Raw genomic sequence first — 20,990 nt, 5'->3', positions numbered from 1 at the left:
TGGAGTGCAGTATCGATGGTCGCGCTGGTGTCGACGGTGGCCTATCTCGGGCTCGAGGCGCGCGCCGTCGAAGTGCAGTGCCAGGTGGCGCCCGGTTTGCCCGCGTTCCGGCTCGTCGGCCTGCCCGACAAGGCGGTGGGCGAAAGCCGGGAGCGGGTTTCCTCGGCGCTTTCCGCACTCGGTCTCGCATTGCCGCCCAAACGGATCACGGTGAATCTTTCGCCGGCTGATCTGCCCAAGGAAGGCTCGCACTACGATCTCCCGATCGCGCTCGCTTTGCTCGCCGCGATGGGGGTAGTCGATCTCGAACAGATCGCTGACTATGTGGCGGTGGGAGAGCTGGCATTGGATGGCCGCGTGCTGCCATCACCTGGCGTGCTGCTCGCCGCGCTTCATGCCAGCGGTGAAGAGAAGGGCCTGATCTGTCCTGCCGCGCAAGGGCCCGAGGCGCGCTGGGCCAGCGGGATCGACGTGATCGCCGCACCGGACCTCATCGGCCTGCTCAATCACCTGAAGGGGCAGCACCGCCTCCCCCAGCCTTCTCAGGGCGTGGCCGATCCACCGCGTCGCATGGCCGATCTCAAGCAGGTCAAGGGCCAGGAAACCGCCAAGCGGGCGCTGGAGATTGCGGCGGCTGGCGGGCATAACCTGCTGATGATCGGGCCGCCGGGCGCGGGCAAGTCGCTGATGGCCTCGTGCCTGCCCGGCATCCTGCCTGAGCTGACCCCGTCCGAGGCGCTCGAGGTGTCAATGGTGGCGTCGGTGGCCGGCACGCTCGAGGACGGTCGCATCAGCCGCGCCCGGCCGTTCCGGGCTCCCCACCATTCCGCTTCCATGGCCGCCTTGACCGGGGGCGGGCTGAAAGTGCGTCCCGGCGAAGTGAGCCTTGCGCACCTCGGCGTCCTGTTCCTCGACGAACTGCCCGAGTTTCAGCGCGCCGTGCTCGATTCCCTGCGCCAGCCGCTGGAGACGGGCGAGGTGACCGTGGCCCGCGCCAACGCGCACGTGACCTTCCCGGCGCGCGTGCAACTGATCGCGGCGATGAACCCGTGCCGCTGCGGCCATCTGGGCGATCCGGCGCTTGGGTGCAGCCGTGCCCCCCGCTGTGCCGGCGACTATCAGTCCAAGGTGTCAGGCCCGCTGCTTGATCGCATAGACCTCCATGTCGAGGTCGATCCGGTCTCCGCGGCGGATCTGGCGCTTCCGCCGCCTGCAGAAGGTTCCGACCAGGTGGCCGCGCGGGTGGCGCGGGCGAGGGCGCTGCAAGTTGCCCGGCTCGAGGGCACCAACGCCCGCAGCAACGCCGAGCTTAACGGCGATCTGCTGGACATCCACGCAACTCCGGACGAACCCGGGCGCAAGCTGCTCGCACAGGCTGCCGAAGCGATGCGCCTCTCCGCGCGCGGCTATACCCGCATGCTGCGCGTGGCGCGGACTATCGCCGATCTGGCCGGGGCGGACACAGTGGGTCGCATCCATGTGGCCGAAGCGCTCAGCTATCGCCGCATTGCGCCTCGGGCTTAGGCTTAAAGATTGCGCCCAAGGAAGATGAGCAGCATCGCTCCGATGACCGAGGCGAGGCAGCCTGCGCGGTTGACGCCTTCGCCGAACGTCCGGCCGCTGCGCCAACTGGCGAACAGGCCTGCGACAAGCGCGCCGCCTACCCCCAGCAGCACGGTCTTGAGCATGCCGATGTCGACGTCGCCGGGATAGAAGAACCGCGCCAGCACGCCGACCACCAGACCGGTGAAGACAATCGAGATCAGATTCAGCACACCTGCACTCCGTTCCTGTGGACACCACATATGGTGCCGGTTGACGCTCTCTTGTCCACAAGTTGGTGGCCAACCCGAAAAATATTTCGACCAGCGTCGTTTCGCCCTTGAAGTGCAGGAAAGTCCACGCGTCGCTGCACTGCACAATAGCTCTTCTGGCGACGAAGCGAATCGCACGTGCGACGAATCGAGTCTCCCTGCGGATGTTTACCCTCTTGTGTCTGAATCCGGTTGAGGCACTATGGGTTGTGGTCGGGCTTCAGGGGGACCTCTAAACCTAGTTTAGAGCGCTTGGGCGTGTTTTGCGCGCAATGGCAACGCATTGCCTGCGCGCAGGGCACACGGGGCCGTGATCGGGAATTCTGGAGCCGAGCGCCTGCGGAACAACATGTTCCACTTTCGTTCCGTCTCTTGTAGGATTGGGCCACTCGCCCGATTCGAGTGTCGATTGATCGCCCGGGCCTTGGCTGCGGGGTGCGAACGGGGGTTGAACGTGGATTTCAGAACTGGAGACGGCTCCGTGGTTGCGCAGGACGAACTGGCGCTTGCAGGCGCTCCGGCTGCGGCCGGTGAAGCAAAGGCGATGGATATGGACGCCAAGGACGCAGGCAGCGAAGCACTTGTCGCAGGCATGGCCGCCACCGTCGCAGCGGCTGCCGTTGCGGCCGCGCCGGTCAGCGATTCCAAGAAGGTCAATCCGCGCCGCTTTACCATCGTGACGGATGACAGCCGCGATGCGCGCCTGACCGATTTCGGCAAGGACACGCTGGACGACCGCTACCTGCTCCCCGGCGAGAAGTATCAGGACCTGTTCGCGCGCGTGGCCGATGCCTATGCCGACGATCAGGAGCACGCCCAGCGTCTCTACGACTACATCTCGAAGCTGTGGTTCATGCCAGCCACGCCGGTTCTGTCGAACGGCGGCACCGGGCGCGGCCTTCCGATCTCGTGCTACCTCAACTCGGTCGATGACAGCCTCGAAGGCATTGTCGCGACGTGGAACGAGAACGTCTGGCTCGCCTCGCGCGGCGGCGGCATCGGCACCTATTGGGGCAAGGTCCGCGGCATCGGCGAGAGCGTCGGCCTCAACGGCAAGACCAGCGGCATCATCCCCTTCGTGCGCGTGATGGATTCGCTGACGCTGGCGATCAGCCAGGGTTCGCTGCGGCGCGGTTCGGCGGCCTGCTATCTCGACGTTTCGCACCCGGAAATCGAGGAGTTCCTCGAGATCCGCAAACCTTCGGGTGACTTCAACCGCAAGGCGCTGAACCTCCATCATGGCGTGCTGCTGACCGACGAATTCATGGAAGCCGTGCGCGATGGCACGGAATTCCACCTGCGCAGCCCCAAGGACGGCTCGATCCGCAGCACGGTCGATGCGCGTTCGCTGTTCCAGAAGCTCGTTGAAACCCGCCTTGCCACGGGCGAGCCCTACATCGTGTTCAACGACACGGTGAACCGCATGATGCCCAAGCATCACCGCGACCTGGGGCTGAAGGTCTCGACCTCGAACCTCTGCTCGGAAATCACCCTGCCGACGGGCCGCGATCACCTCGGCAACGATCGTACCGCGGTATGCTGCCTGTCCTCGCTCAACCTTGAAACCTGGGACGAGTGGAACGGCGACAAGCGCTTCATCGAGGACGTGCTGCGCTTCCTCGACAACGTGCTGCAGGACTACATCGACCGCGCGCCCAGCGAGATGGCCCGTGCCAAGTACTCGGCCCTGCGCGAACGCTCGGTCGGCATGGGCGTGATGGGCTTCCACTCCTTCCTCCAGCTCAAGGGCATCGCCTTTGAATCTGCGATGGCCAAGGCGTGGAACCTCAAGATGTTCAAGCACGTCGCCGCCAAGGCGGACGAGGCTTCGATCCTGCTCGCGCAGGAACGCGGTGCATGTCCGGATGCTGCCGAAATGGGCGTGATGCAGCGCTTCTCCTGCAAGATGGCGATTGCGCCGACCGCGTCGATCTCGATCATCTGCGGCGGCACCTCTGCCTGCATCGAGCCGATCCCGGCCAACATCTACACGCACAAGACCCTGTCGGGCTCGTTCGTGGTCAAGAACCCCTATCTGCAGAAGCTGCTGGCCGAAAAGAGCAAGGATTCCACCAACGTGTGGAACTCGATCCTCGAACAGGGTGGCTCGGTCCAGCATCTCGATTTCCTCAGTCCTGAGGAAAAGGCGATCTACAAGACCAGCTTCGAGATCGACCAGCGCTGGCTGGTCGAATTCGCGGCAGACCGCACGCCCTACATCGACCAGGCCCAGTCGCTGAACCTCTACATCCCGGCCGATGTCGACAAGTGGGACCTCATGATGCTCCACTTCCAGGCGTGGGAGAAGGGCATCAAGAGCCTCTATTACCTCCGCTCCAAGTCGGTCCAGCGCGCAGGCTTCGCCGGCGGCGTCGAGGCAGACAACACCGCGCAGGCCCCCAAGATCGAACTGTCGGCCGGCCAGACCGACTACGAGGAATGCCTGGCCTGCCAGTGATGGCGTGAGGGAGCCTGCGGGCCATGTCCGTGACGACTGACGTTGTAGCGAAATGGCCCACACTGCTCATCGCTCTTCCATGGGTCATCGCCGGCTTGGCGATGACTCTTCGGCCTGCCGTGTTCGCGCAATGGCAGTCCGACTTTTGGCGGAAGCGATATGGCATCGTGGCGGGGCCAATCGGCTCGGGCACTAAACTGTTCTACCGATTGCAGGGCATTTTCGTCGCGACCGTCGGTTTGCTCGTTGTGGGCAATTCGGTGCTCGGGTGAAATACGAACTGCTAACATCCCCGTTACACCCCGCGACACTTTGCGGCTGGCGCATCTGTGCGACAATCCGCGACAAGACTTGTGCTTGCACGATCCCGGTCAGGCCCGCTAAGGCGGCTTTGTCTAATCTTGCGATCAATTCGCATTATCAAAGGGGTTCGTTTCATGCGCAAGTGGCACCGCTGGATCACGGTGTTCTTCGGGGTCTTCATGATCTGGATGGCCTTCACCGGCGTCGCCAGCCACGTGACGGCGCTCTGGCCAGCTGGGGAGCAGGCCGGACCTCCGCCCGTTCCGCAGGGTTTCGTCTGTCCCGAAACCATGATGTGCCGCCCCAAGGCGCCTCCGGGCGGGATGAAGTCGCTGGTCGGCTGGTTCCACCACCTGCATTCGGGCGAGGAATTCGGTCCTGTCGGCACCGCAATCTCGCTGATGACCGGTCTGGCGCTGCTGTTCTTCAGCATCTCGGGCCTGTGGATGTACTTCTCGATGTGGAAGAACCGCAAGGACCGCAGCCTCAAGCCCGGCTGGTTCTGGAAGTAAGCGAGTCTTCGCTGGTTGCGCCCCTGACGTCCGTCAGGGGCTTGCGGCACCGGCCCTCTCCCCCGCCCGGCCACCCATTCAGGGTACTCTCGTGGGTAGCGGGGCGGGGGAGCGGGCAGGTGCCGCTAGGAAAGCCCGGATGGGCTTTTCGCACCCCGCAAATAAAGAAAAACGCCCCGCCTTTCGGCGGAGCGCTCTCCGGTCGCGTGGCACGACCTGGTCCCGAAGGGGGCGGGACGTTCTTGCGATCCGGCACCCGGCGATCCGCCGGGACAGGACAGCGGGAAGGCCTCGCTGCCTTTCCGGACTTATTCTTCCTCGAGCATGCCCCAGGCCACATCGCCGTTCGCCGACAGGCGAACCTTGTCGCCTTCGATTTCGGCGACGAGCCCGGTGGAGAGGTAATGATGGTGGCCGGAATGGGTTCCACCTTCGAAACCCGCGCCGGAGTCCTTCTTGGTCAGCTTGATCCGGTCGCCATCGACGCCATCGACCGTGCCGATGTGCACGCCATCGGCGCCGATCACTTCCATATGCTCTCGGATGCCCGAAGTGCGTTCGGTGCTGTTGCCGTAGCCCATCTGTTCGCCCGACTGCCCCCCGCCCATCTGGCGCTGGCCCGCGTCGAACTGGACCTGTTGGCCCTCGGTGCCGGAATTGTCGGAACGCGAGCTGTTGGGGCCCTGGTTCTGCCGTTCGGACTGCTGGCCCATCTGGCCACCGGTGTAGTCGCCGCTCCAGCGGTCGCCGCCGGTCTGCTGGTCGGCACCTCCGGGGCTGCGGATGCCTTCCTGACGGTCGGCCTGGCCGGTTCCGCCCTGCTGTTGCTGCTGCCGCTCGCCGGCATTGGCGCCGGTGACGTTGCGGGAATCGTTCGGCTCGTACTCGCCCATGGCAATTCTCCTGCGAATTCTATGAAGTTTCACGGGCGCTGCCGATCGCGCGCCCTTGCCTTCACAACCGTGCGCCGGGTCCGCCGTTCCGCTTCGAAACCGGGCGCAGCGCCAGTCCGATGGCCCCTGTCGCCGGGCCGAGGGTTCCTGCCCCAAAGGGCACGATTCAATCGCGTGGAAAACCCCGCCACTATCCCCCGCAAAGGCCGCGCCCGCGCTTTTGCCTGACCGCATCAGACCTTACATTCAAAGAATCAGCACAGGACACCGCCATGCCCCTTCTTGAAGCCCGCCCGACCTACAAGCCCTTCGAATATCCCTGGGCCTACGAATTCTGGAAGCGCCAGCAGCAGATCCACTGGATGCCCGAAGAGGTGCCGCTGGGCGAGGATTGCCGCGACTGGGCGCAGAAGATCTCGGATCACGAGCGCAACCTGCTCACGCAGATCTTCCGCTTCTTCACCCAGGCCGACGTGGAAGTGCAGAACTGCTACCACGAACAATACGGCCGCGTGTTCAAGCCGACCGAGATCAAGATGATGCTCGCCGCCTTCTCCAACATGGAGACGGTGCACATCGCCGCCTATTCGCACCTGCTCGACACCATCGGCATGCCTGAAAGCGAATACGGCATGTTCCTCGAATACGAGGAGCTGAAGGCCAAGCACGATTACCTGCAGACCTTCGGCGTCGACAACGACGAGGACATCGCCCGCACGCTGGCCATGTTCGGCGGCTTCACCGAGGGCCTGCAGCTCTTCGCCAGCTTCGCCATGCTGATGAACTTCCCGCGCTTCAACAAGATGAAGGGCATGGGCCAGATCGTTTCGTGGTCGGTCCGCGATGAATCGCTCCACTGCGAAGGCATCACCCGCCTGTTCCACGCCTTCGTGAAAGAGCGCGGCTGCCTGACCAAGGCGGTGAAGGAAGACATCATCGACTGCTGCCAGAAGACAGTGCGCCTCGAAGACGCCTTCATCGATCTCGCCTTCGAACAAGGCCCGGTCCCGGGCATGAGCGCCAAGGAAATCAAGCGCTACATCCGCTACATCGCCGACTGGCGCCTGTCGCAGCTCGGCCTGCCCGCAATCTACATGATCGAAGACCACCCGCTGCCCTGGCTCGCCCCGCTCCTCAACGGCGTCGAACACGCCAACTTCTTCGAAACCCGCGCCACGGAATACTCGAAGGCGGCGACCAAGGGCGACTGGAACACGGTGTGGTCGAGCTTCGACAAGCGCCGCACGGCGAAGTCGGCGGCGAATGTCGAAGCGCCGGTCGAGGTGGACGTCGACATGTTCGGCGCTGCGGGGATTGCGGCGGAGTAAAGCAACGCAAAGCGAAGGATAAACAGTGGAGCAGTCGCTGGGCTGCTCCATTTTCATTTAAAATCATGATCTTAAAGAGAGCTGTTATATTAGATTGTTGCCGCCATTTGTCAAAATAACGCTTGATCATTTTCTATCTTGTGTTATTTTTCAGATGAGGAGTGATGACATGAGCGACCTTTTGCGCGAAACGATGGTCTTGCGAGAGAAAGCATGGAGCGCGGTTGTTGCGTCACCTGCGTATGCTCAATTTGCTGCTCTGGATGCCGCAGTGCAGGCAATGGGTGGGGCCCCGGCTGATGCTGCCAATTCAACAACTCATGTCAATCCGCCACTTCGAGCGAGAGTTGGCGTCGCACCTACTTACATTGGCAGGGCCGTTCATCATTTTGTCTCAGGCCAAAGAATGTCCCATTCGGAGCGAAAGATTTCGCATGCTGAAGCAGCTATGCAGGCGCTTTTAAAGGCGGGGCGGCCCATGCAATCTCCAGAATTGCTTGAAGCCGCCCGCGCGGAGGGCGCTTTGATTGGTGGGGATAAACCAATCATCAATTTAACATCGTCGTTATCGCGCAGTAGCGAAATTGAAAGTTTGCGGATTAACGGCATACCCCACTGGTGGCTTTCAGGAAGGCCACTTCCTGAAGGTTATGCAGCAAGCGAGAACGCAAGTGATCGCTTCCAACAAAGTGTTTTTGATAATGAGGAGGGAATTGATGGAACCGCCATAGACAAGCTTGACCTTTGAACGAAAGAAAGGCCGACCACTCGGCCGACCTTTCCGTTCGATAATCGGCGTCACGAAAACGCAGATTGCCGTCTAAGCAGCAGCAATTTCGCAATTCGCGACGCCGTCGTCAACCGATTTCACAGGAGGCATCCATGCCCAGTGATGACGGCTATATCTACCGCCAGTGCATTACGTTGCGCAACGGACAGCGGCTTTGCAAGCCCAAGGGGCAGGCATTCCGCATTCCGATCAGCAAGAAGCCTGTGTCGGTAGATCGCCCCGATAACGACAACTGAGTTGCAAGGAGGGTGGTCAAACGACCACCCTCCGTCTCTGCGGAGGCAAAATCATGGAATATATCCGCTCGTCTGCCATCTGGGCGGTAAGCCATAATCCAGCCACCCTGACTTTGACGGTCTGGTTCACGCACGGAGGCCATCCCTACGATTACTTTGGGGTGCCAACGTCTGTTTATCAGGGTCTGCTTAATGCCAGTTCTGCTGGGCGTTATTTCAACCAGCATATCCGGGATCAGTACGCCGCATAACCATGGCCCATGATGGTCCGAGTTCAATGTGTGGCTTCTGGCGCTGGTTCGCCTGACGGCGAATCCCCACCCCCGGCCCCTCCCGCTTGCGGGAGGGGGAAGAAGGGGGTCCTGTTTGTGCGGGTGGCGGGGCGCTCTTTGTGGAGGACGGTTGACCATCGTTGCTGCATAAACCTCACCTCATCGCGCAGCCTCTTGCCCCCCTCCCGCAGGCGGGAGGGGTTGGGGGTGGGCATCCGGCGTAAGCCGGACCGGTCCTGACGCCGCACTTCGATGGCAAGCTGGATCGCAGTGGCCACGCCTTCGACGTTGCTCTGCACATCGGCATTGGTGAAGCGCAGCACCTTGTAGCCGGTCTCGGCCATGAAGCGGTCCCGCGCCGCGTCGTGGGCAAGGCGCAGGTCGTGGCTGTGACCGTCCAGTTCGACCACGAACATCAGTTCCCGGCACAGGAAATCCGCGAAGTATGGTCCGACCGGCATTTGGCGGCTGAACCTGGCGCCTAGCGCTCCGCCTGACAGATAGCGCCAGAGCTTGCGTTCTAGCGGCGTCGCTTCGCGGCGCAGTTCGCGGGCGCGGGTTGTGTTGCGAGGTTTGAATTCGCGCATTGGTTCACGGTGGCTTGAGTGGGTGGCGGATCAATTGGAGATGGCGCGGGAATGGTGGGGTTTGTTCGCCTGGCGGCGAATGCCCACCCCTGACCCCTCCCGCTTGCGGGAGGGGGATGCAGGCCTCGTGCCACGTTGCGGGATGGGAGCAGGATTTGGATCACTTTCTCCCCCCTCCCGCAAGCGGGAGGGGCTGGGGGTGGGCATCCGCCGTCAGCCGGACCGCAGCACCGCGCTTGCACCCCCAACGCCACTCCCCTAACCGCACCCTATGGAACTCGACGACCAGCTCCGCCGCTATTTCGGCAGCGATGACTTTGCCGCCATCACCCCTGCCGCGATGGAGGCGGGTATCGAGAAGATGCTCGTCGATTTCGGCCTGGAAAAGGATCGCGCGCGCCGCTTCGGGCTGTGGTCGCTGCTGCACATGCTTGGCAGCGCGCCCGATCTCGACGTGGCGTTCAAGCACGCTGAGGACCGTGATGCGGCGCGCAACTTCATGGACATCATGGCCAAGGCTCACGATGGATTCGATGCCGGAAGCGCTGGCTGATCTGCCGCTGCTCAAGATCGCCGCTGGCTGGCTCCTGCTCGTCAACCTGCAGATGTTCACAGCCTTCTGGTTCGACAAGCGCGCGGCGCTGCGCGGGTTCTGGCGTACGTCCGAAGCAAGCCTGCTGATGGGGGCATTCCTTGGCGGTACGCCCGGCGCGTTCCTGGCGCGGCGGGTGTTCCGGCACAAGACGCGCAAGCAGCCTTTCGTCAGCCGGCTCAAGACGATTGCCTTCCTGCAGATCATGGCGATCGGCGGGGCGATGGGCTGGCATGCTGCCGGCATCCTTCAGGTTTGAGGCAATCGCCGTTTGACGGCGCCGGTCGAAGCGCGCACTCTCCGATCGGGAGAGAGGATCGAGCTATGCCGGCACTGTTCTGGGGGTTTGTCGCAATCGTGGTGCTCGTGCTGGGGCTGGCGCTTATTGCGCTCAAGCCGCAGGCAGATACGCCGGAACGGCGCCGGAAATCCGGCGACAGCTCGGGCGGCATGTGGTGGGCGACCGACGCCGGAAGCGGCGATTGCGGTGATGGCGGCTGCGATTAGCCTACGCGAATAGCGCACAGGAAAAAGGGCGGCTTCCCCCCGGACGCCGCCCTTCCCGTAACCCGCTGACGCGGGCCGAATAGTGTGCCTCAGGCCTTCTTCGGCTTGCCGTAGCGACGGCGGGCGACCAGGCCCGCGGCAGCCGCGCCGAACAGGATCACCATCGAAGGCTCGGGCACTTCGGTGCCGCTGCTGGTCGACGAGGTCGTCGTCGTGGTGCCGCCGTTCGAACTGGACGAGGACGTCGAGGACGAGGTTGACGACGAGGTCGAGGAAGACGTCGACGAGGACGTGGAGCTTGAAGTCGAACTGGACGTGGACGACGAGGTTGACGAGCTCGAGGTGACGTTGCCCGAGGACGTCGAGGTTGACGAACTGGTGCTCACGTTGCCCGACGAGGTGCTGACGTTCCCGCTCGAGGTGGAAACGTTGCCGCTGCTGGTGCTGACGTTGCCGGAGCTGGTGCTGACCGATCCGCTCGACGTGCTGACATTGCCAGACGACGTCGAGGTCGAGGTGGAAACGCCACCGGTCGAAGTCGAGACGCCGCCGGTGGTGGTTGAACTGGTGATGCCGCCCGAACTGGTCGAGGTCGATCCCCCCGACGTTGACGATGAAGTGGAGCCGCCCGAGGTGGAGGTGGAACCGGTGCTGGTCGACGAGACGACTACGCTGCCACCGCCGCCGCTGCTGCCGCCGAAGAACCCGCCAAAGAAGCCGCCGCCGAAGCCGCCAATGCCGCCCCCGCCGATCACCACCGGCACCCCGCCGCCGCTCGATCCGGTCGGCTGCGGCGGCATCGGTGGCATGTAGGGAACCGGCGCCATCGCCATCTGCGGCGCGGGCTCGCAAGTCTTGGTGGTGGTCGTCGTCACGATCCGGCGGGCGCGGTGGATTTCGCGCTTGGCCGGGCGCTTCGCGATCCGCTTGGCGGGCTTGGTCGTCTTGACCTTCACGGGCTTGACGTGGTGGATCTCGCCCTTCGAGGGCGCTTCCGAAACGTGCACGGCGCCGCCGCCGAGCATCGCCCCGCCCGCTGCAGCCGCCGCCAGTTTTGCCAATGCCATCCGAACCGACATGATCGTTGCTTCCGTTTCGTATCTTTGCGGAAGGGGCTACCAGACGCGGGTTAATGCTCTGCTGACCCTTCCTTACCGATCGAAGAACGCAGATGGGGCGCGCGGGGGCAATGGCGTTAACCGTGTTGTCAGCCTTGAATCTGCCCGAAAACGGGACCGGAGCGGGGGGACGGTTAACTCTGTGCCAGAATGGGACCGAATGGCCTGCGAGGATGAAGCTTTGAATCCAACTCTACGGCAACTCCCCCACAACTCACCCCTAACTCTCCTGCAACTTTCGCGCGTGGAGGGCAGACTCGGGCGCTAGTCTGCCTGGTCGAAAAGCGAGGGTGTCGAGCCGGTCGGCGGAGTGAGGCCAAGGTGCTGCCATCCCCGGTCGTTGAGGCAGCGCCCCCGCGCCGTGCGCGCGATCATGCCGAGCTGGATCAGATAGGGTTCGATCACTTCCTCGATCGTGTCGCGCGGCTCGGACAGGCCGGCGGCGAGCGTCTCGACGCCGACCGGCCCGCCCTTGTAGATGTCGGCGATCATCGTCAGGTAGCGGCGGTCCTGCAGGTCGAGGCCGATCTTGTCGACCTCGAGCCGGGTCAGCGCGTTGTCGGCAATGGATTGCGTGATCTTGTCCGCGCCTGCCACCTGCGCGAAGTCGCGGACACGGCGCAGCAGGCGGCCGGCGACGCGGGGGGTGCCGCGCGAGCGGCGGGCGATTTCGGTGGCGCCGCCCTTGTCGATGCCGATGCCCATGAGGCTGGCCCCGCGCGCCACGACGCGCTCCAGTTCCTCGACCGAGTAGAACTGCAGGCGCACCGGGATGCCGAAGCGGTCGCGCAAGGGGGTCTGCAGCAGGCCCTGCCGCGTCGTCGCGCCGATCAGGGTAAAGGGCGGCAGGTCGATCCGCACCGAGCGGGCCGAAGGGCCTTCGCCGATCATCAGATCAAGCGCGCGGTCCTCCATTGCCGGATAGAGCACTTCCTCGACCACGGGGTTTAAGCGGTGGATCTCGTCGATGAACAGGACGTCGCCATGTTCGAGATTGGTCAGCAGCGCCGCCAGATCGCCTGCCTTGGCGATGACCGGGCCGGAGGTGGCGCGGAAATTGACGCCGAGTTCGCGCGCGATGATCTGCGCCAGCGTCGTCTTGCCGAGGCCCGGCGGGCCGAAGAACAGCACGTGATCCATCGCCTCGCGCCGCATCTTGGCGCTTTCGATGAAGACCTGCAGATTGTCTTTGGCAGCCGCCTGCCCGACGAATTCGGCCAGCGTCTTGGGCCGCAGCGCGGCGTCCTGGTCCTCGATCTGCGAGGCGGCGGAAAGGAGGGGGTTATCAGTCATGCCTGGAGGTGCTTCTGAACATCGCGGGAGTGATGCAGGATGCGAATGATCCGCACGGTATTGCCAAGGACGCGGTAGATGATGCGATGCCGGTTGCAGGGCAATTGGCGAACGCCTTCGCCCCAGCTGTCCTTTGCCTCGCCAATCAGCGGATGATCGACAAGGCGGTCGAAGCGTTCCTCGATTGCATCGCTATAAGCATCTGCCGCAGCCGCACCGAACTCTGCTTCGCCATACTCGAAGATTTCGACCAGGTCACGGCGGGCGGCCCTGCTCAGAACAATCCTAGGCACGCCGGGCGCGGCGCTCTTCGGCGATTTCCCGCAGCACTTCGCGCGCATCACGCTCGATGTACCCCGAAGCTTCTCCCTCTTCGATCATCTGGCGGACCCACGCCGTGTCCGCCGCCTCATCGAGATCGCGCTGGATCAAATCGCGCAGATAGGCTCCGGCATCGGCATAACCGCCATCGGCTATCCGCTGCTGGACGCGGCTTTCGAGAGACGAGGGGATGGAAAAGCTGAGGTCGGTCATGGCTGGATCATACCGGGTCGGGGGTGGGATGGCAAAGCCAGGAGCCGCGTCATGAGCGCTGGCAGTTCTGCGAAGCATAATCCCAGGCTCCGCCGCTATCCAGACAAGAGTCGATGGCGAACTCGGAACTGCCAAAGTGCCATACCAGCGCCAACGCGCTCACGATTGCGCCGATGATCAGAATGCGCTTCACCCCGCGGCCCTCTTCAGCGCCACGCGCACCAGATCGTTCAGCCCCGCATCCTCGCCCAGTTCCTTGACCGCAGCGGCGACGGCGCTGCTTGCCACGGCGGGCTTGAAGCCGAGGTTCTGCAGGGCGGAGACGGCGTCGGCGCTGGCGTTGCCGGGGGGTGGGGCGAAGACCTCGCCGCTGGCCATGCCAACTGGCGAAGCGTAGCCTGCGAGGCCGCCGGCCTTGTCCTTCAGCTCGTTGACGATGCGACTGGCGAGCTTTGGGCCGACGCCGTTGGCGCGGGCGACCATGGCGCTGTCGCCATGGGCACAGGCACGCTGGAGTTCTTCGATCGACAGGGCCGAGAGGATGGCCAGTGCCACCTTGCTGCCGACGCCCTGCACCGCGGTGAGCAGGCGGAACCAGGCGCGTTCGCCGGCGCTGGTGAAGCCAATCAGGCGCTGGTCGGTTTCGCTCACCTGCATTTCGGTGTGGACGACGACCTTGTCCCCCCGGATGCCGAGATGGGTCAGCGTCTTGGCCGAGCATTGCACGAGATAGCCGACGCCGTTCACGTCGATCACGGCCCAATCGGGCCCGGTATCATCAAGAATGCCGGTCAGCTTGGCGATCATGGTTTGTTCCTATGGCAGGAACTTTTTGCCGTGGCCAGAGGATACCCGCGCCAAATGCGTGGAGTGGCGGCGGGTGTTGGCGCTAAATGTCCACCTCCAACCCCTCCCGCCTGCGGGAGGGGAGAAGAAAGGGGTGCCCTAAGCCCCTAGCGAAGGGGGCGCTAGTCGTTGGCTTGCTGGTCCTCTGGCACGTCGTCCCATGGGCGGTAGTAGAGCGTGGCGCAGTCGTGGGCGAGGATGCCGCCGGTCAGCGTCAGGTCGTCCTTCCAGGCATCGGCCACGTAATCGAGGGTAGAAAGATGGCGGTCCTCGAAGTACATCTCGTGGACGTCATCACGCCCCGCGCCATAGACGATGCGCGAGATCCCCGCCCAGATCGAGGCCATGGTGCACATGCCGCAGGGCTGGAGCGTGGAATAGAGCGTGGCACCGGGAAATCGCATTTCGCCGGAGGACTTGCCTGCAGCGCGGATCGCCATGACTTCGGCATGGGCGGTGGCGTCGCAATGTTCGGCCGTGCGGTTGACGCCGTGCGAGAGGAGTTGCCCATCGCGCACGATGATTGCGGCGATGGGGGTGTTGGCGGGATCGGTGCCCTTGCGGGAGATGGCGAGATCGCGCGCGCGCGCCATCCAGTCTTCGTCGCTCAATCTGTCGTTCAGTGCGTCCATCCGGTGCATACGCCGGATCGTGGCAGTCGTTCCGGCCTATCGATGGCTGCCGAGCATGTTGGCGTGGGTTATCGCCACGGCCAAGGCGTCGGAGGCGTCCTCGCCCGCAAGCTGGACGCCGGGGAGCAGGATCTTGAGCATGTGCTGGATCTGCTGCTTTTCCGCACCGCCGGTGCCGACCAGCGCCTTCTTGATGACCTTGGTGGGATACTCGGCCACGGGGATTCCCGCCCGTGCGACCGCGACCATGGCAACGCCGCGCGCTTGCCCGAGCTTGAGGGTGGACTGCGGGTTGACGTTGACGAAGACTTCCTCGACCGCGCCGCTATCAGGCTTGTAGATGTCGATCACGGCGGCAAGCGCGGAATCGAGTTCGACCAGACGTGAAGCCATGGTGGCCTTGTTGTCGGTGCGGATCTGGCCGTTGGCGACGTGGCTGAGGCGGCTGCCCGACTTAGCGACGACGCCCCAGCCGGTGACGGTGAGGCCGGGGTCGATACCGAGGATTATCATCTTACAGCTTGAGTCCGAAGCGGGGGCCGATCTGCATCATGGCCAGATAGAGCAGCACCGTCAGCACGCAGCCCGCGACCAGAGCAACCCAGAACGGTACGCCGTGGCGCAGCAGCGCGGGGATCACGAGGAACATCGGCAGCGAGGGCAGGACGTACCAGAAGGTTGCTTGCGCATGGACCGCCATGTTCTCCGCATCGGGCCGGGCGTTCCACAGGAACACCATGCCGAGCACCGAGACGAGCGGCAAGGAAGCGACCAGTGCGCCGACAGTGGGCAGCTTGCGGCCAATCTCCGAGATCAGCGCGATGAGCAGGCCGGAGAGCACGGCCTTTATGGCGAGCGGCATCATGGTTCAGTAGATAACCTCGAATGGTCCGCCAGGCGTTTCGGCGCCATCCCAGTCCTTGGGTGCTGCCTTGGCAAGGTCGTCATAGGCGCTCCCGTCGAACGAGGCTGGCGACCTGCAGGTGAGGCTGGCGAGCGCATTTTCGCCCGAGGAGCCTTGCAGCACTTCTATTCCCGAGGACTGCCTGCCGGGGTTCTCGTTGAGGCTGCCGGTTTCATCGACGTGGACGACGTAATGCGTCATCCCGTTGGTGAAGCGGATGTAGTCCTGGTTGAGGCCGCCCTGGCTGCGATTGCCGCCGGTGTGGATGTTGCTCCAGTCCGGCGTGCTGGCAATGTGCAATTCGGGACGGCCGTGTGGTCCGAAGCGATAGTGCAGCGAGTTGCGTGCCAGGCAAACGCTGCCAAGCTTCACGCCGAAGCGGCAGGTGTAGACCACGCGTTCGTCGTTTGCGCACAGGCTTGCAGGACGAGCCGCGCCGAGGCGGGCAGGTTTCGCCACCGACCCGCCGGTGGAGAGCAGCGCCGCGAGTGCAACGGCAACTGGAAGCGCTGCCGTTGCCCGTGGCATCAGCCCAGCGTTTCCATGACGTCGTCGGGGATGTCGTAGTTGCCCCAGACGGTCTGGACGTCGTCGTCGTCCTCAAGGACGTCGATCAGCTTGAGCAGGGTGGCGGCGTTGTCGGCATCGACCGAGGTCTTCATGCTCGGCTTCCATGCCAGCTTGACGCCTTCGGCCTCGCCCAGGGTCTTTTCGAGTTCGCGCGCAACTTCGTGCAGCGATTCGACCGCGACCCAGATCTGGTGGCTGCCGGGGTTCTCGTCACCATCGCCCATGTCGGATTCGACGTCTTCGGCACCGGCTTCGATCGCGGCTTCGAGGACCTTCTCCTCGTCACCGACCTTGCCGGGGTATTCGATCAGGCCGAGGCGTTCGAAGCCGTGGCTCACCGCGCCCGATGCGCCAAGGTTGCCGCCGTTCTTCGAGAAAGCGGTGCGGATGTTGGTGGCGGTGCGGTTGCGGTTGTCGGTCAGCGCCTCGACGATGATCGCGACGCCGCCCGGGCCGTAGCCTTCGTAGCGCACTTCCTCGTAGTTATCACCTTCGCCCTTCGACGCCTTGTCGATCGCGCGGGCGATGTTGTCCTTGGGCATGGACTGGGCCTTGGCCGCGTTGACCGCGGCGCGCAGGCGCGGGTTCATGTCCGGATCGGGCATGCCCATCTTGGCGGCCACGGTGATTTCGCGGCTGAGCTTGGAAAACATCGCCGAGCGCTTTTTGTCCTGCGCGCCCTTGCGGTGCATGATGTTCTTGAATTTGGAATGGCCTGCCATGGTCCGTGCTTCTTGCGAGGTTTTGGAATCTGCATCGCCCCTAGCCGACGCCGCGCGTTCCGGCAATCGGTGTGGCGCATCGGCGCAATTGCAGGCATGAGGCAGCGATGATCCGCACGACCCTTGCCGAACTGATCGCCTTCCTGCGCCGCCCCGTGCCGATGGCGGCTTCCGGGTTGAACGCTGATGGAGCGCTTTCCCGCTGGTTTGTGCTGACAGCATTCCAGATTGGGGTGCTGGGGCTGGTGGTGATGCCGCTGATCGCGCTGTGGCAGAAGGCCTTTGCGCTATCGCCACCGAATGCCTTCGAAGGAATGGGGCCGCTGGCGCTGTGGGGCGGAGCGGTGCTTCTGGCGCCGGTGCTGGAGGAACTGTTCTTTCGCGGCTGGATGAGCGGGACGCGGCGCGTGCTGGCCCTGATCGGCGTGGTCCTGGCCGGGCTGATCGTTTTCGTGGCGCTGGGCCGGGGCAAGCCGCTCGCGGGTGGGGGAATATTGCTGGCCACGGTCCTTGTTGCGGCGGTGACCTGGTGGCGGAAACGGCGAGACACGGGGGTTCCACCGTGGTTCGCCCGACACTTCGCCCTGCTGCTTTACGGCACCACTGCGCTTTTCGCGGTAATGCACCTTTTCAATTACCCGACGATCACGCTCGCTGCCGTGCCGATGGTGCTGCCGCAGTTCTGGTCAGGCTTGATGTTCGCGCACATGCGGGTGAGGCTTGGCCTGCTGGCCTCGATGCTCAACCACATCGCATCGAACGCCATCGTGCTGGCGGTGGCGCTGAGCTGGGGTTAGCCGTTGACCACCGTGCCGCCATTGGGGTGCAGCACCTGGCCCGACATGTAGGACGAGTCCTCGCAGGCGAGGAACAAAAAGCTGGGAGCCACCTCGTTGGGCTGGCCCGGGCGGCCCATCGGTGTGTTCTCGCCGAAGTGTTCGAGCTTTTCCTCCGACGCGCCGCCGCAAGGGTTGAGCGGGGTCCAGATCGGGCCGGGGGCGACCGCATTGACGCGGATGCCTTCGCTTACGAGCTGTTCCGACAGGGCGCGGGTGAAGGCGGTGATGGCGCCCTTGGTGCTTGAATAGTCGAGCAGTTCGGGTTCACCCTTGTAGCTGGTGATCGAAGTGCAGTTGACGATGGCCGCGCCCGGCCTGAGGTGCTCGCGCGCGGCCTGGACGAGGTAGAACATCGAGAAGATGTTGGTCTGGAAAGTGCGTTGCAGCTGGTCCGCGGTGATGTCGCGGATGTCCTTGTCGGGGTGCTGTTCGCCAGCGTTGTTGACGAGGACGTCGAGGCGGCCCCAGTCGCCGATGACCAGATCGACGAGGGCATGGGCCACTTCCGGATCGCCGAGGTCGCCTGAGAAGGTCAGGGCTTCGCTGCCTTCGGCTTCGCACAGTTCGCGGGTGCGGGCGGCGTCCTCGTTCTCATTGAGATAGGCGATGGCGACTTTCGCGCTCTCGCGTGCGAAGAGGACGGCGACGGCGCGGCCGATGCCGCTATCCGCCCCGGTCACGATCGCCACCTTGCCCTTCAGTCGCCCCGAACCGGGATAGCGCGGCTGCCATTCGGGCTTGGGATCGAGGCTCGCCTCGCTGCCGGGGAGCCCGTCTTCGTGGATCGGCGGGCGGACGGTGGCGGTCTGGGTCATGGGGCTATCCTGCTGAAACTACAGGATGCCAATGGCCGGGCAGGGTGGTGGTTCCGCTCCTGCCCGGGAAACGCGATCAGTCGATGCCGAGAGCGTTCTTGTAGGTTTCGAGCACGGCTTCCATCTCACGGCGGTCGTCGGGCTTCATCTTCCGCAGGCGGACGATCTGGCGCATGATCTTGGCGTCATAGCCGGTGGCCTTGGCTTCGTTGTAGACGTCCTTGATGTCGTCGCCGATGCCCTTCTTTTCCTCTTCGAGGCGTTCGATGCGCTCGATCAGGAGGCGCAGGCGATCGTCTGCTGTCTTGGCATCGTCGAATTCGACCATCGGGAAAGTCTCCGGGTATGCGGGTGAATCAATTGGCGCGGCTGATAGACGCGCCACAGGATTCGGGCAAAACCGGGCCTGTGGATAGTCCGGGGATTAGTGGCGTTTTTGTTGACGGCACCGGCCCGCTCCCCCGCCCGACTACCCGGCAAAGGTACCCCTATGGGTAGTCGGGCGGGGGAGCGGGCCGGTGCCGCAACATCAAGGATGCCCAGCGTTCTTCTTGAGGCTTTCTTCCATCCGCGCGAGCTGCTCGGGCGTTGCCTCGGTCTGGTAGCGGGCCTTCCATTCGGCTGCGGGGAGTCCGTGGATCACTTCGCGTGCGGCGGCCTTGTCGCCCGCAAAGCCGCCTTCGATGATCCAGTCCGCCAGGCAATTGCGGCAGAAGCCCGAAAGACCCATCAGGTCGATGTTCTGGGCATCGTGGCGGTGCTGGAGGTGCTTTACCAGGCGGCGGAAGGCGGCGGCCGCTACGGAATCGGGAAGCGTATCGATTGCATTCGTATCCACGGTAATCTTCCTTGGGTTTTGAAATGGCATGGGCCATAGCGCATCCCGCAGATTCATAAGGAGTACCCAAGCTGTGGCCAAGCTCGATCCTCGCGGACGTAAAGTGAAGATCCTCGCCACGGTAGGACCCGCCAGCCGCGAGCCGGAAATGCTCGAGAAGCTCTTTCGCGCAGGCGCTGACGCCTTCCGTGTCAACATGAGCCATGGCGAGCACGCCACCCATGCCGAAACGATCGCCAATATCCGGGCGCTCGAGAAGAAGGTGAATCGCCCCATCACGATCCTGTGCGATCTGCAGGGGCCGAAGCTGCGGGTGGGCAAGTTCAAGGAAGGCCGTGCGGTGATCCGCCACTCGGGCCATTTCACGCTTGATCGCAATCCCGAGCCGGGTGACGAGACCCGTGTCCAACTGCCGCATCCCGAACTGTTCGGCATCCTGCAGAAGGGCCAGCGCCTGCTGATCGACGATGGCAAGCTGCGCTTGCGCGTGATCCGGGCCGACCAGAACGAGATTCTCTGTTCCGCCGAGGTTGGTGGGGTCATCTCCGATCGCAAGGGGGTCAATGTGCCCGATGCCGTGGTGCCGGTCCCGGCGTTGACCGACAAGGACCGCCGCGACCTTTCGTTTGCCGTCGAGCATGGTGCGGACTGGATCGCCCTGTCGTTCGTGCAGCGTCCAGAGGACGTTGCCGAAGCGCGCCGCCTGATGGGCGGCTACGGTTCGCTGATGGCCAAGATCGAGAAGCCTGCCGCGATCTCGCGTCTGGAAGAGATCATCGAGCTTTCCGACGGCATCATGGTTGCCCGTGGCGACCTTGGCGTGGAGTTGAATCCTGAAGAAGTGCCGCCGCTGCAGAAGCGCATCGTCGAAAGCGCGCGCCGCCAGGGCAAGCCGGTGGTCGTCGCCACGCAGATGCTCGAATCGATGATCGAGGCGCCGACGCCGACCCGCGCCGAAGTGTCCGACGTCGCCAACGCGGTCTATGACGGGGCTGACGCGGTCATGCTCTCGGCCGAAACCGCCGCAGGGGCCTGGCCGGAAGAGGCGGTGACGATCATGCACCGTATCGCTGCGCAGGTCGAAGCCGATCCGGGCTATGGCGCGCGCGTCCACTTCATCGAGACCCTGCCCGATCCGACCACGGCCGACGCGCTGGCACAGGCTGCGGCGAGCATCGCCAACACCCTGCCGATCGCAGGCGTGATCGTCTTCACGGGGTCGGGGTCGACCGCGCGGCGCGTGGCCCGCGAACGGCCTGGCGTGCCGATGCTGGTATTGACGCCATCGCAGAAGACCGCGCGCAAGGTGGGCCTGCTGTGGGGTGCCCACGCCGTCAGCACCAAGGACATCGGCAGCTTCGAGGAGATGATCGCCAAGGGCAAGCGCATGGCCTTGCGTCATGGCTTCGGCACCGCCGGCTCAAGGCTTGTCGCGCTGGCCGGCGTTCCCTTCGGCACGCCCGGGGCCACCAACCTGCTGCACGTCGTCACGCTTACCGGCAACGAACTGGATCAACACGGCTGACATTGATGTAAATATGCCACGCGCTTTGTAAGAATTAATTGCGCACTTGAAAACAGGTTGAA

Annotated in this window: 30 protein-coding genes; 14 read left to right on the top strand and 16 right to left on the bottom strand. The window is 63.9% G+C overall.

Annotated features, from left to right (window positions below):
- Positions 1-15: 15 nt before the first annotated feature.
- Positions 16-1,524: a YifB family Mg chelatase-like AAA ATPase gene (locus AC1Q5P_RS06670; RefSeq protein WP_492518524.1), complete on the top strand. Its 1,509-nt coding sequence runs from the start codon at positions 16-18 to the stop codon at positions 1,522-1,524.
- A gap of 2 nt (positions 1,525-1,526) precedes the next feature.
- Here the strand turns inward: AC1Q5P_RS06670 and AC1Q5P_RS06665 are convergent, their stop codons facing one another.
- Positions 1,527-1,775 carry a GlsB/YeaQ/YmgE family stress response membrane protein gene (locus AC1Q5P_RS06665; RefSeq protein WP_039333578.1) on the bottom strand — a complete coding sequence of 83 codons (249 nt, stop codon included), beginning with the start codon at positions 1,773-1,775 and terminating at the stop codon, positions 1,527-1,529.
- 493 nt (positions 1,776-2,268) lie between these two features.
- On the opposite strand from AC1Q5P_RS06665, the gene AC1Q5P_RS06660 reads away from it, so the two are divergent.
- Genes AC1Q5P_RS06660 through AC1Q5P_RS06650 form a run of 3 tightly spaced genes read left to right on the top strand, consistent with a single transcriptional unit; the run spans position 2,269 to position 5,087 of the window.
- Positions 2,269-4,272 (top strand): ribonucleoside-diphosphate reductase subunit alpha, encoded by a 2,004-nt coding sequence (locus AC1Q5P_RS06660; protein ID WP_492518523.1) that lies wholly within the window; start codon positions 2,269-2,271, stop codon positions 4,270-4,272.
- Positions 4,273-4,295: 23 nt separating this feature from the next.
- The gene (locus tag AC1Q5P_RS06655; protein WP_039333580.1) at positions 4,296-4,544 is read left to right on the top strand and encodes a hypothetical protein; all 249 of its coding nucleotides are present in this window, start codon (positions 4,296-4,298) and stop codon (positions 4,542-4,544) included.
- 57 nt (positions 4,545-4,601) lie between these two features.
- Positions 4,602-5,087: a PepSY domain-containing protein gene (locus tag AC1Q5P_RS06650; RefSeq protein WP_492518522.1), complete on the top strand. Its 486-nt coding sequence runs from the start codon at positions 4,602-4,604 to the stop codon at positions 5,085-5,087.
- A 308-nt stretch (positions 5,088-5,395) separates the two neighbouring features.
- On the opposite strand, the gene AC1Q5P_RS06645 is transcribed toward AC1Q5P_RS06650, so the two are convergent.
- Positions 5,396-5,668 (bottom strand): DUF2171 domain-containing protein, encoded by a 273-nt coding sequence (locus AC1Q5P_RS06645; protein ID WP_039333750.1) that lies wholly within the window; start codon positions 5,666-5,668, stop codon positions 5,396-5,398.
- A 584-nt stretch (positions 5,669-6,252) separates the two neighbouring features.
- On the opposite strand from AC1Q5P_RS06645, the gene AC1Q5P_RS06640 reads away from it, so the two are divergent.
- From AC1Q5P_RS06640 to AC1Q5P_RS06625, 4 genes are all read left to right on the top strand, one after another.
- The gene (locus AC1Q5P_RS06640) at positions 6,253-7,308 is read left to right on the top strand and encodes a ribonucleotide-diphosphate reductase subunit beta (RefSeq protein WP_039333582.1); all 1,056 of its coding nucleotides are present in this window, start codon (positions 6,253-6,255) and stop codon (positions 7,306-7,308) included.
- 169 nt (positions 7,309-7,477) lie between these two features.
- Positions 7,478-8,056, top strand: coding sequence for a hypothetical protein (locus AC1Q5P_RS06635; protein WP_492518521.1), 579 nt, complete (start codon positions 7,478-7,480; stop codon positions 8,054-8,056).
- Between the two features lie 134 nt (positions 8,057-8,190).
- Positions 8,191-8,334 carry a hypothetical protein gene (locus AC1Q5P_RS06630; RefSeq protein ID WP_492518520.1) on the top strand — a complete coding sequence of 48 codons (144 nt, stop codon included), beginning with the start codon at positions 8,191-8,193 and terminating at the stop codon, positions 8,332-8,334.
- Between the two features lie 53 nt (positions 8,335-8,387).
- Entirely contained in the window at positions 8,388-8,585 is a 198-nt protein-coding gene (locus AC1Q5P_RS06625) for a KTSC domain-containing protein (protein WP_492518519.1), read from the top strand.
- A 23-nt stretch (positions 8,586-8,608) separates the two neighbouring features.
- On the opposite strand, the gene AC1Q5P_RS06620 is transcribed toward AC1Q5P_RS06625, so the two are convergent.
- A complete protein-coding gene (locus tag AC1Q5P_RS06620) occupies positions 8,609-9,193 on the bottom strand; it encodes an endonuclease domain-containing protein (protein ID WP_492518518.1) in 585 nt (194 codons plus the stop codon).
- Positions 9,194-9,464: 271 nt separating this feature from the next.
- On the opposite strand from AC1Q5P_RS06620, the gene AC1Q5P_RS06615 reads away from it, so the two are divergent.
- The 3 genes from AC1Q5P_RS06615 to AC1Q5P_RS06605 all read left to right on the top strand — a co-directional run bounded on the left by AC1Q5P_RS06615 (position 9,465) and on the right by AC1Q5P_RS06605 (position 10,292).
- Positions 9,465-9,746, top strand: coding sequence for a hypothetical protein (locus AC1Q5P_RS06615; protein WP_492518517.1), 282 nt, complete (start codon positions 9,465-9,467; stop codon positions 9,744-9,746).
- Positions 9,718-10,044, top strand: coding sequence for a DUF1294 domain-containing protein (locus tag AC1Q5P_RS06610; protein WP_492518516.1), 327 nt, complete (start codon positions 9,718-9,720; stop codon positions 10,042-10,044). Before AC1Q5P_RS06615 ends, AC1Q5P_RS06610 begins: the two co-directional genes overlap by 29 nt.
- Before the next feature lie 65 nt (positions 10,045-10,109).
- Positions 10,110-10,292, top strand: a complete 183-nt coding sequence (locus AC1Q5P_RS06605; RefSeq protein WP_039333589.1) for a hypothetical protein — start codon at positions 10,110-10,112, stop codon at positions 10,290-10,292.
- A gap of 89 nt (positions 10,293-10,381) precedes the next feature.
- Here the strand turns inward: AC1Q5P_RS06605 and AC1Q5P_RS06600 are convergent, their stop codons facing one another.
- The gene (locus AC1Q5P_RS06600) at positions 10,382-10,471 is read right to left on the bottom strand and encodes a PEP-CTERM sorting domain-containing protein (RefSeq protein ID WP_230487715.1); all 90 of its coding nucleotides are present in this window, start codon (positions 10,469-10,471) and stop codon (positions 10,382-10,384) included.
- Positions 10,472-10,475: 4 nt separating this feature from the next.
- Here AC1Q5P_RS06600 and AC1Q5P_RS06595 point away from each other — a divergent pair, with 4 nt between their 5' ends.
- Entirely contained in the window at positions 10,476-11,105 is a 630-nt protein-coding gene (locus AC1Q5P_RS06595) for a hypothetical protein (RefSeq protein WP_236727103.1), read from the top strand.
- Between the two features lie 569 nt (positions 11,106-11,674).
- Here AC1Q5P_RS06595 and ruvB read toward each other — a convergent pair.
- The 9 genes from ruvB to AC1Q5P_RS06550 all read right to left on the bottom strand — a co-directional run bounded on the left by ruvB (position 11,675) and on the right by AC1Q5P_RS06550 (position 16,911).
- The gene (ruvB, locus tag AC1Q5P_RS06590) at positions 11,675-12,703 is read right to left on the bottom strand and encodes a Holliday junction branch migration DNA helicase RuvB (RefSeq protein ID WP_039333591.1); all 1,029 of its coding nucleotides are present in this window, start codon (positions 12,701-12,703) and stop codon (positions 11,675-11,677) included.
- Complete coding sequence (locus AC1Q5P_RS06585) at positions 12,700-12,996, bottom strand: type II toxin-antitoxin system RelE/ParE family toxin (RefSeq protein ID WP_492518515.1); 297 nt, start codon at positions 12,994-12,996, stop codon at positions 12,700-12,702. The genes ruvB and AC1Q5P_RS06585 overlap by 4 nt, the downstream gene beginning before the upstream one ends.
- Complete coding sequence (locus AC1Q5P_RS06580) at positions 12,989-13,237, bottom strand: ribbon-helix-helix domain-containing protein (RefSeq protein ID WP_492518514.1); 249 nt, start codon at positions 13,235-13,237, stop codon at positions 12,989-12,991. Before AC1Q5P_RS06580 ends, AC1Q5P_RS06585 begins: the two co-directional genes overlap by 8 nt.
- Positions 13,238-13,426: 189 nt before the next feature.
- Positions 13,427-14,044, bottom strand: a complete 618-nt coding sequence (gene ruvA / locus AC1Q5P_RS06575) for a Holliday junction branch migration protein RuvA (RefSeq protein ID WP_492518513.1) — start codon at positions 14,042-14,044, stop codon at positions 13,427-13,429.
- A 161-nt stretch (positions 14,045-14,205) separates the two neighbouring features.
- Positions 14,206-14,715 carry a nucleoside deaminase gene (locus AC1Q5P_RS06570; protein WP_492476982.1) on the bottom strand — a complete coding sequence of 170 codons (510 nt, stop codon included), beginning with the start codon at positions 14,713-14,715 and terminating at the stop codon, positions 14,206-14,208.
- A gap of 36 nt (positions 14,716-14,751) precedes the next feature.
- Positions 14,752-15,228 carry a crossover junction endodeoxyribonuclease RuvC gene (ruvC, locus tag AC1Q5P_RS06565; RefSeq protein WP_039333600.1) on the bottom strand — a complete coding sequence of 159 codons (477 nt, stop codon included), beginning with the start codon at positions 15,226-15,228 and terminating at the stop codon, positions 14,752-14,754.
- Position 15,229: 1 nt separating this feature from the next.
- On the bottom strand, positions 15,230-15,580 hold the full coding sequence (locus AC1Q5P_RS06560; RefSeq protein WP_492476981.1) for a DUF3147 family protein: 351 nt from the start codon (positions 15,578-15,580) through the stop codon (positions 15,230-15,232).
- Positions 15,581-15,583: 3 nt separating this feature from the next.
- Positions 15,584-16,147: a hypothetical protein gene (locus AC1Q5P_RS06555; protein ID WP_039333604.1), complete on the bottom strand. Its 564-nt coding sequence runs from the start codon at positions 16,145-16,147 to the stop codon at positions 15,584-15,586.
- Positions 16,147-16,911, bottom strand: a complete 765-nt coding sequence (locus AC1Q5P_RS06550; RefSeq protein WP_039333607.1) for a YebC/PmpR family DNA-binding transcriptional regulator — start codon at positions 16,909-16,911, stop codon at positions 16,147-16,149. Before AC1Q5P_RS06550 ends, AC1Q5P_RS06555 begins: the two co-directional genes overlap by 1 nt.
- 107 nt (positions 16,912-17,018) lie before the next feature.
- On the opposite strand from AC1Q5P_RS06550, the gene AC1Q5P_RS06545 reads away from it, so the two are divergent.
- Positions 17,019-17,708 carry a CPBP family glutamic-type intramembrane protease gene (locus AC1Q5P_RS06545; protein WP_492518512.1) on the top strand — a complete coding sequence of 230 codons (690 nt, stop codon included), beginning with the start codon at positions 17,019-17,021 and terminating at the stop codon, positions 17,706-17,708.
- On the opposite strand, the gene AC1Q5P_RS06540 is transcribed toward AC1Q5P_RS06545, so the two are convergent.
- The 3 genes from AC1Q5P_RS06540 to AC1Q5P_RS06530 all read right to left on the bottom strand — a co-directional run bounded on the left by AC1Q5P_RS06540 (position 17,705) and on the right by AC1Q5P_RS06530 (position 19,403).
- Entirely contained in the window at positions 17,705-18,565 is an 861-nt protein-coding gene (locus AC1Q5P_RS06540; RefSeq protein ID WP_492518511.1) for an SDR family oxidoreductase, read from the bottom strand. The genes AC1Q5P_RS06545 and AC1Q5P_RS06540 overlap by 4 nt on opposite strands.
- Positions 18,566-18,641: 76 nt before the next feature.
- Complete coding sequence (locus tag AC1Q5P_RS06535) at positions 18,642-18,893, bottom strand: DUF2312 domain-containing protein (protein ID WP_039333612.1); 252 nt, start codon at positions 18,891-18,893, stop codon at positions 18,642-18,644.
- Positions 18,894-19,094: 201 nt separating this feature from the next.
- On the bottom strand, positions 19,095-19,403 hold the full coding sequence (locus AC1Q5P_RS06530) for a DUF1244 domain-containing protein (protein ID WP_370584326.1): 309 nt from the start codon (positions 19,401-19,403) through the stop codon (positions 19,095-19,097).
- Positions 19,404-19,431: 28 nt separating this feature from the next.
- Between AC1Q5P_RS06530 and pyk the strand changes: the two genes are divergently transcribed.
- Positions 19,432-20,928 carry a pyruvate kinase gene (pyk, locus tag AC1Q5P_RS06525; protein WP_052242250.1) on the top strand — a complete coding sequence of 499 codons (1,497 nt, stop codon included), beginning with the start codon at positions 19,432-19,434 and terminating at the stop codon, positions 20,926-20,928.
- Positions 20,929-20,990: the final 62 nt, after the last annotated feature.

The organism is Novosphingobium sp. GW835-FHT14H07 (assembly GCF_058793515.1).
This window is presented reverse-complemented; position numbering and strand designations above follow the sequence as displayed.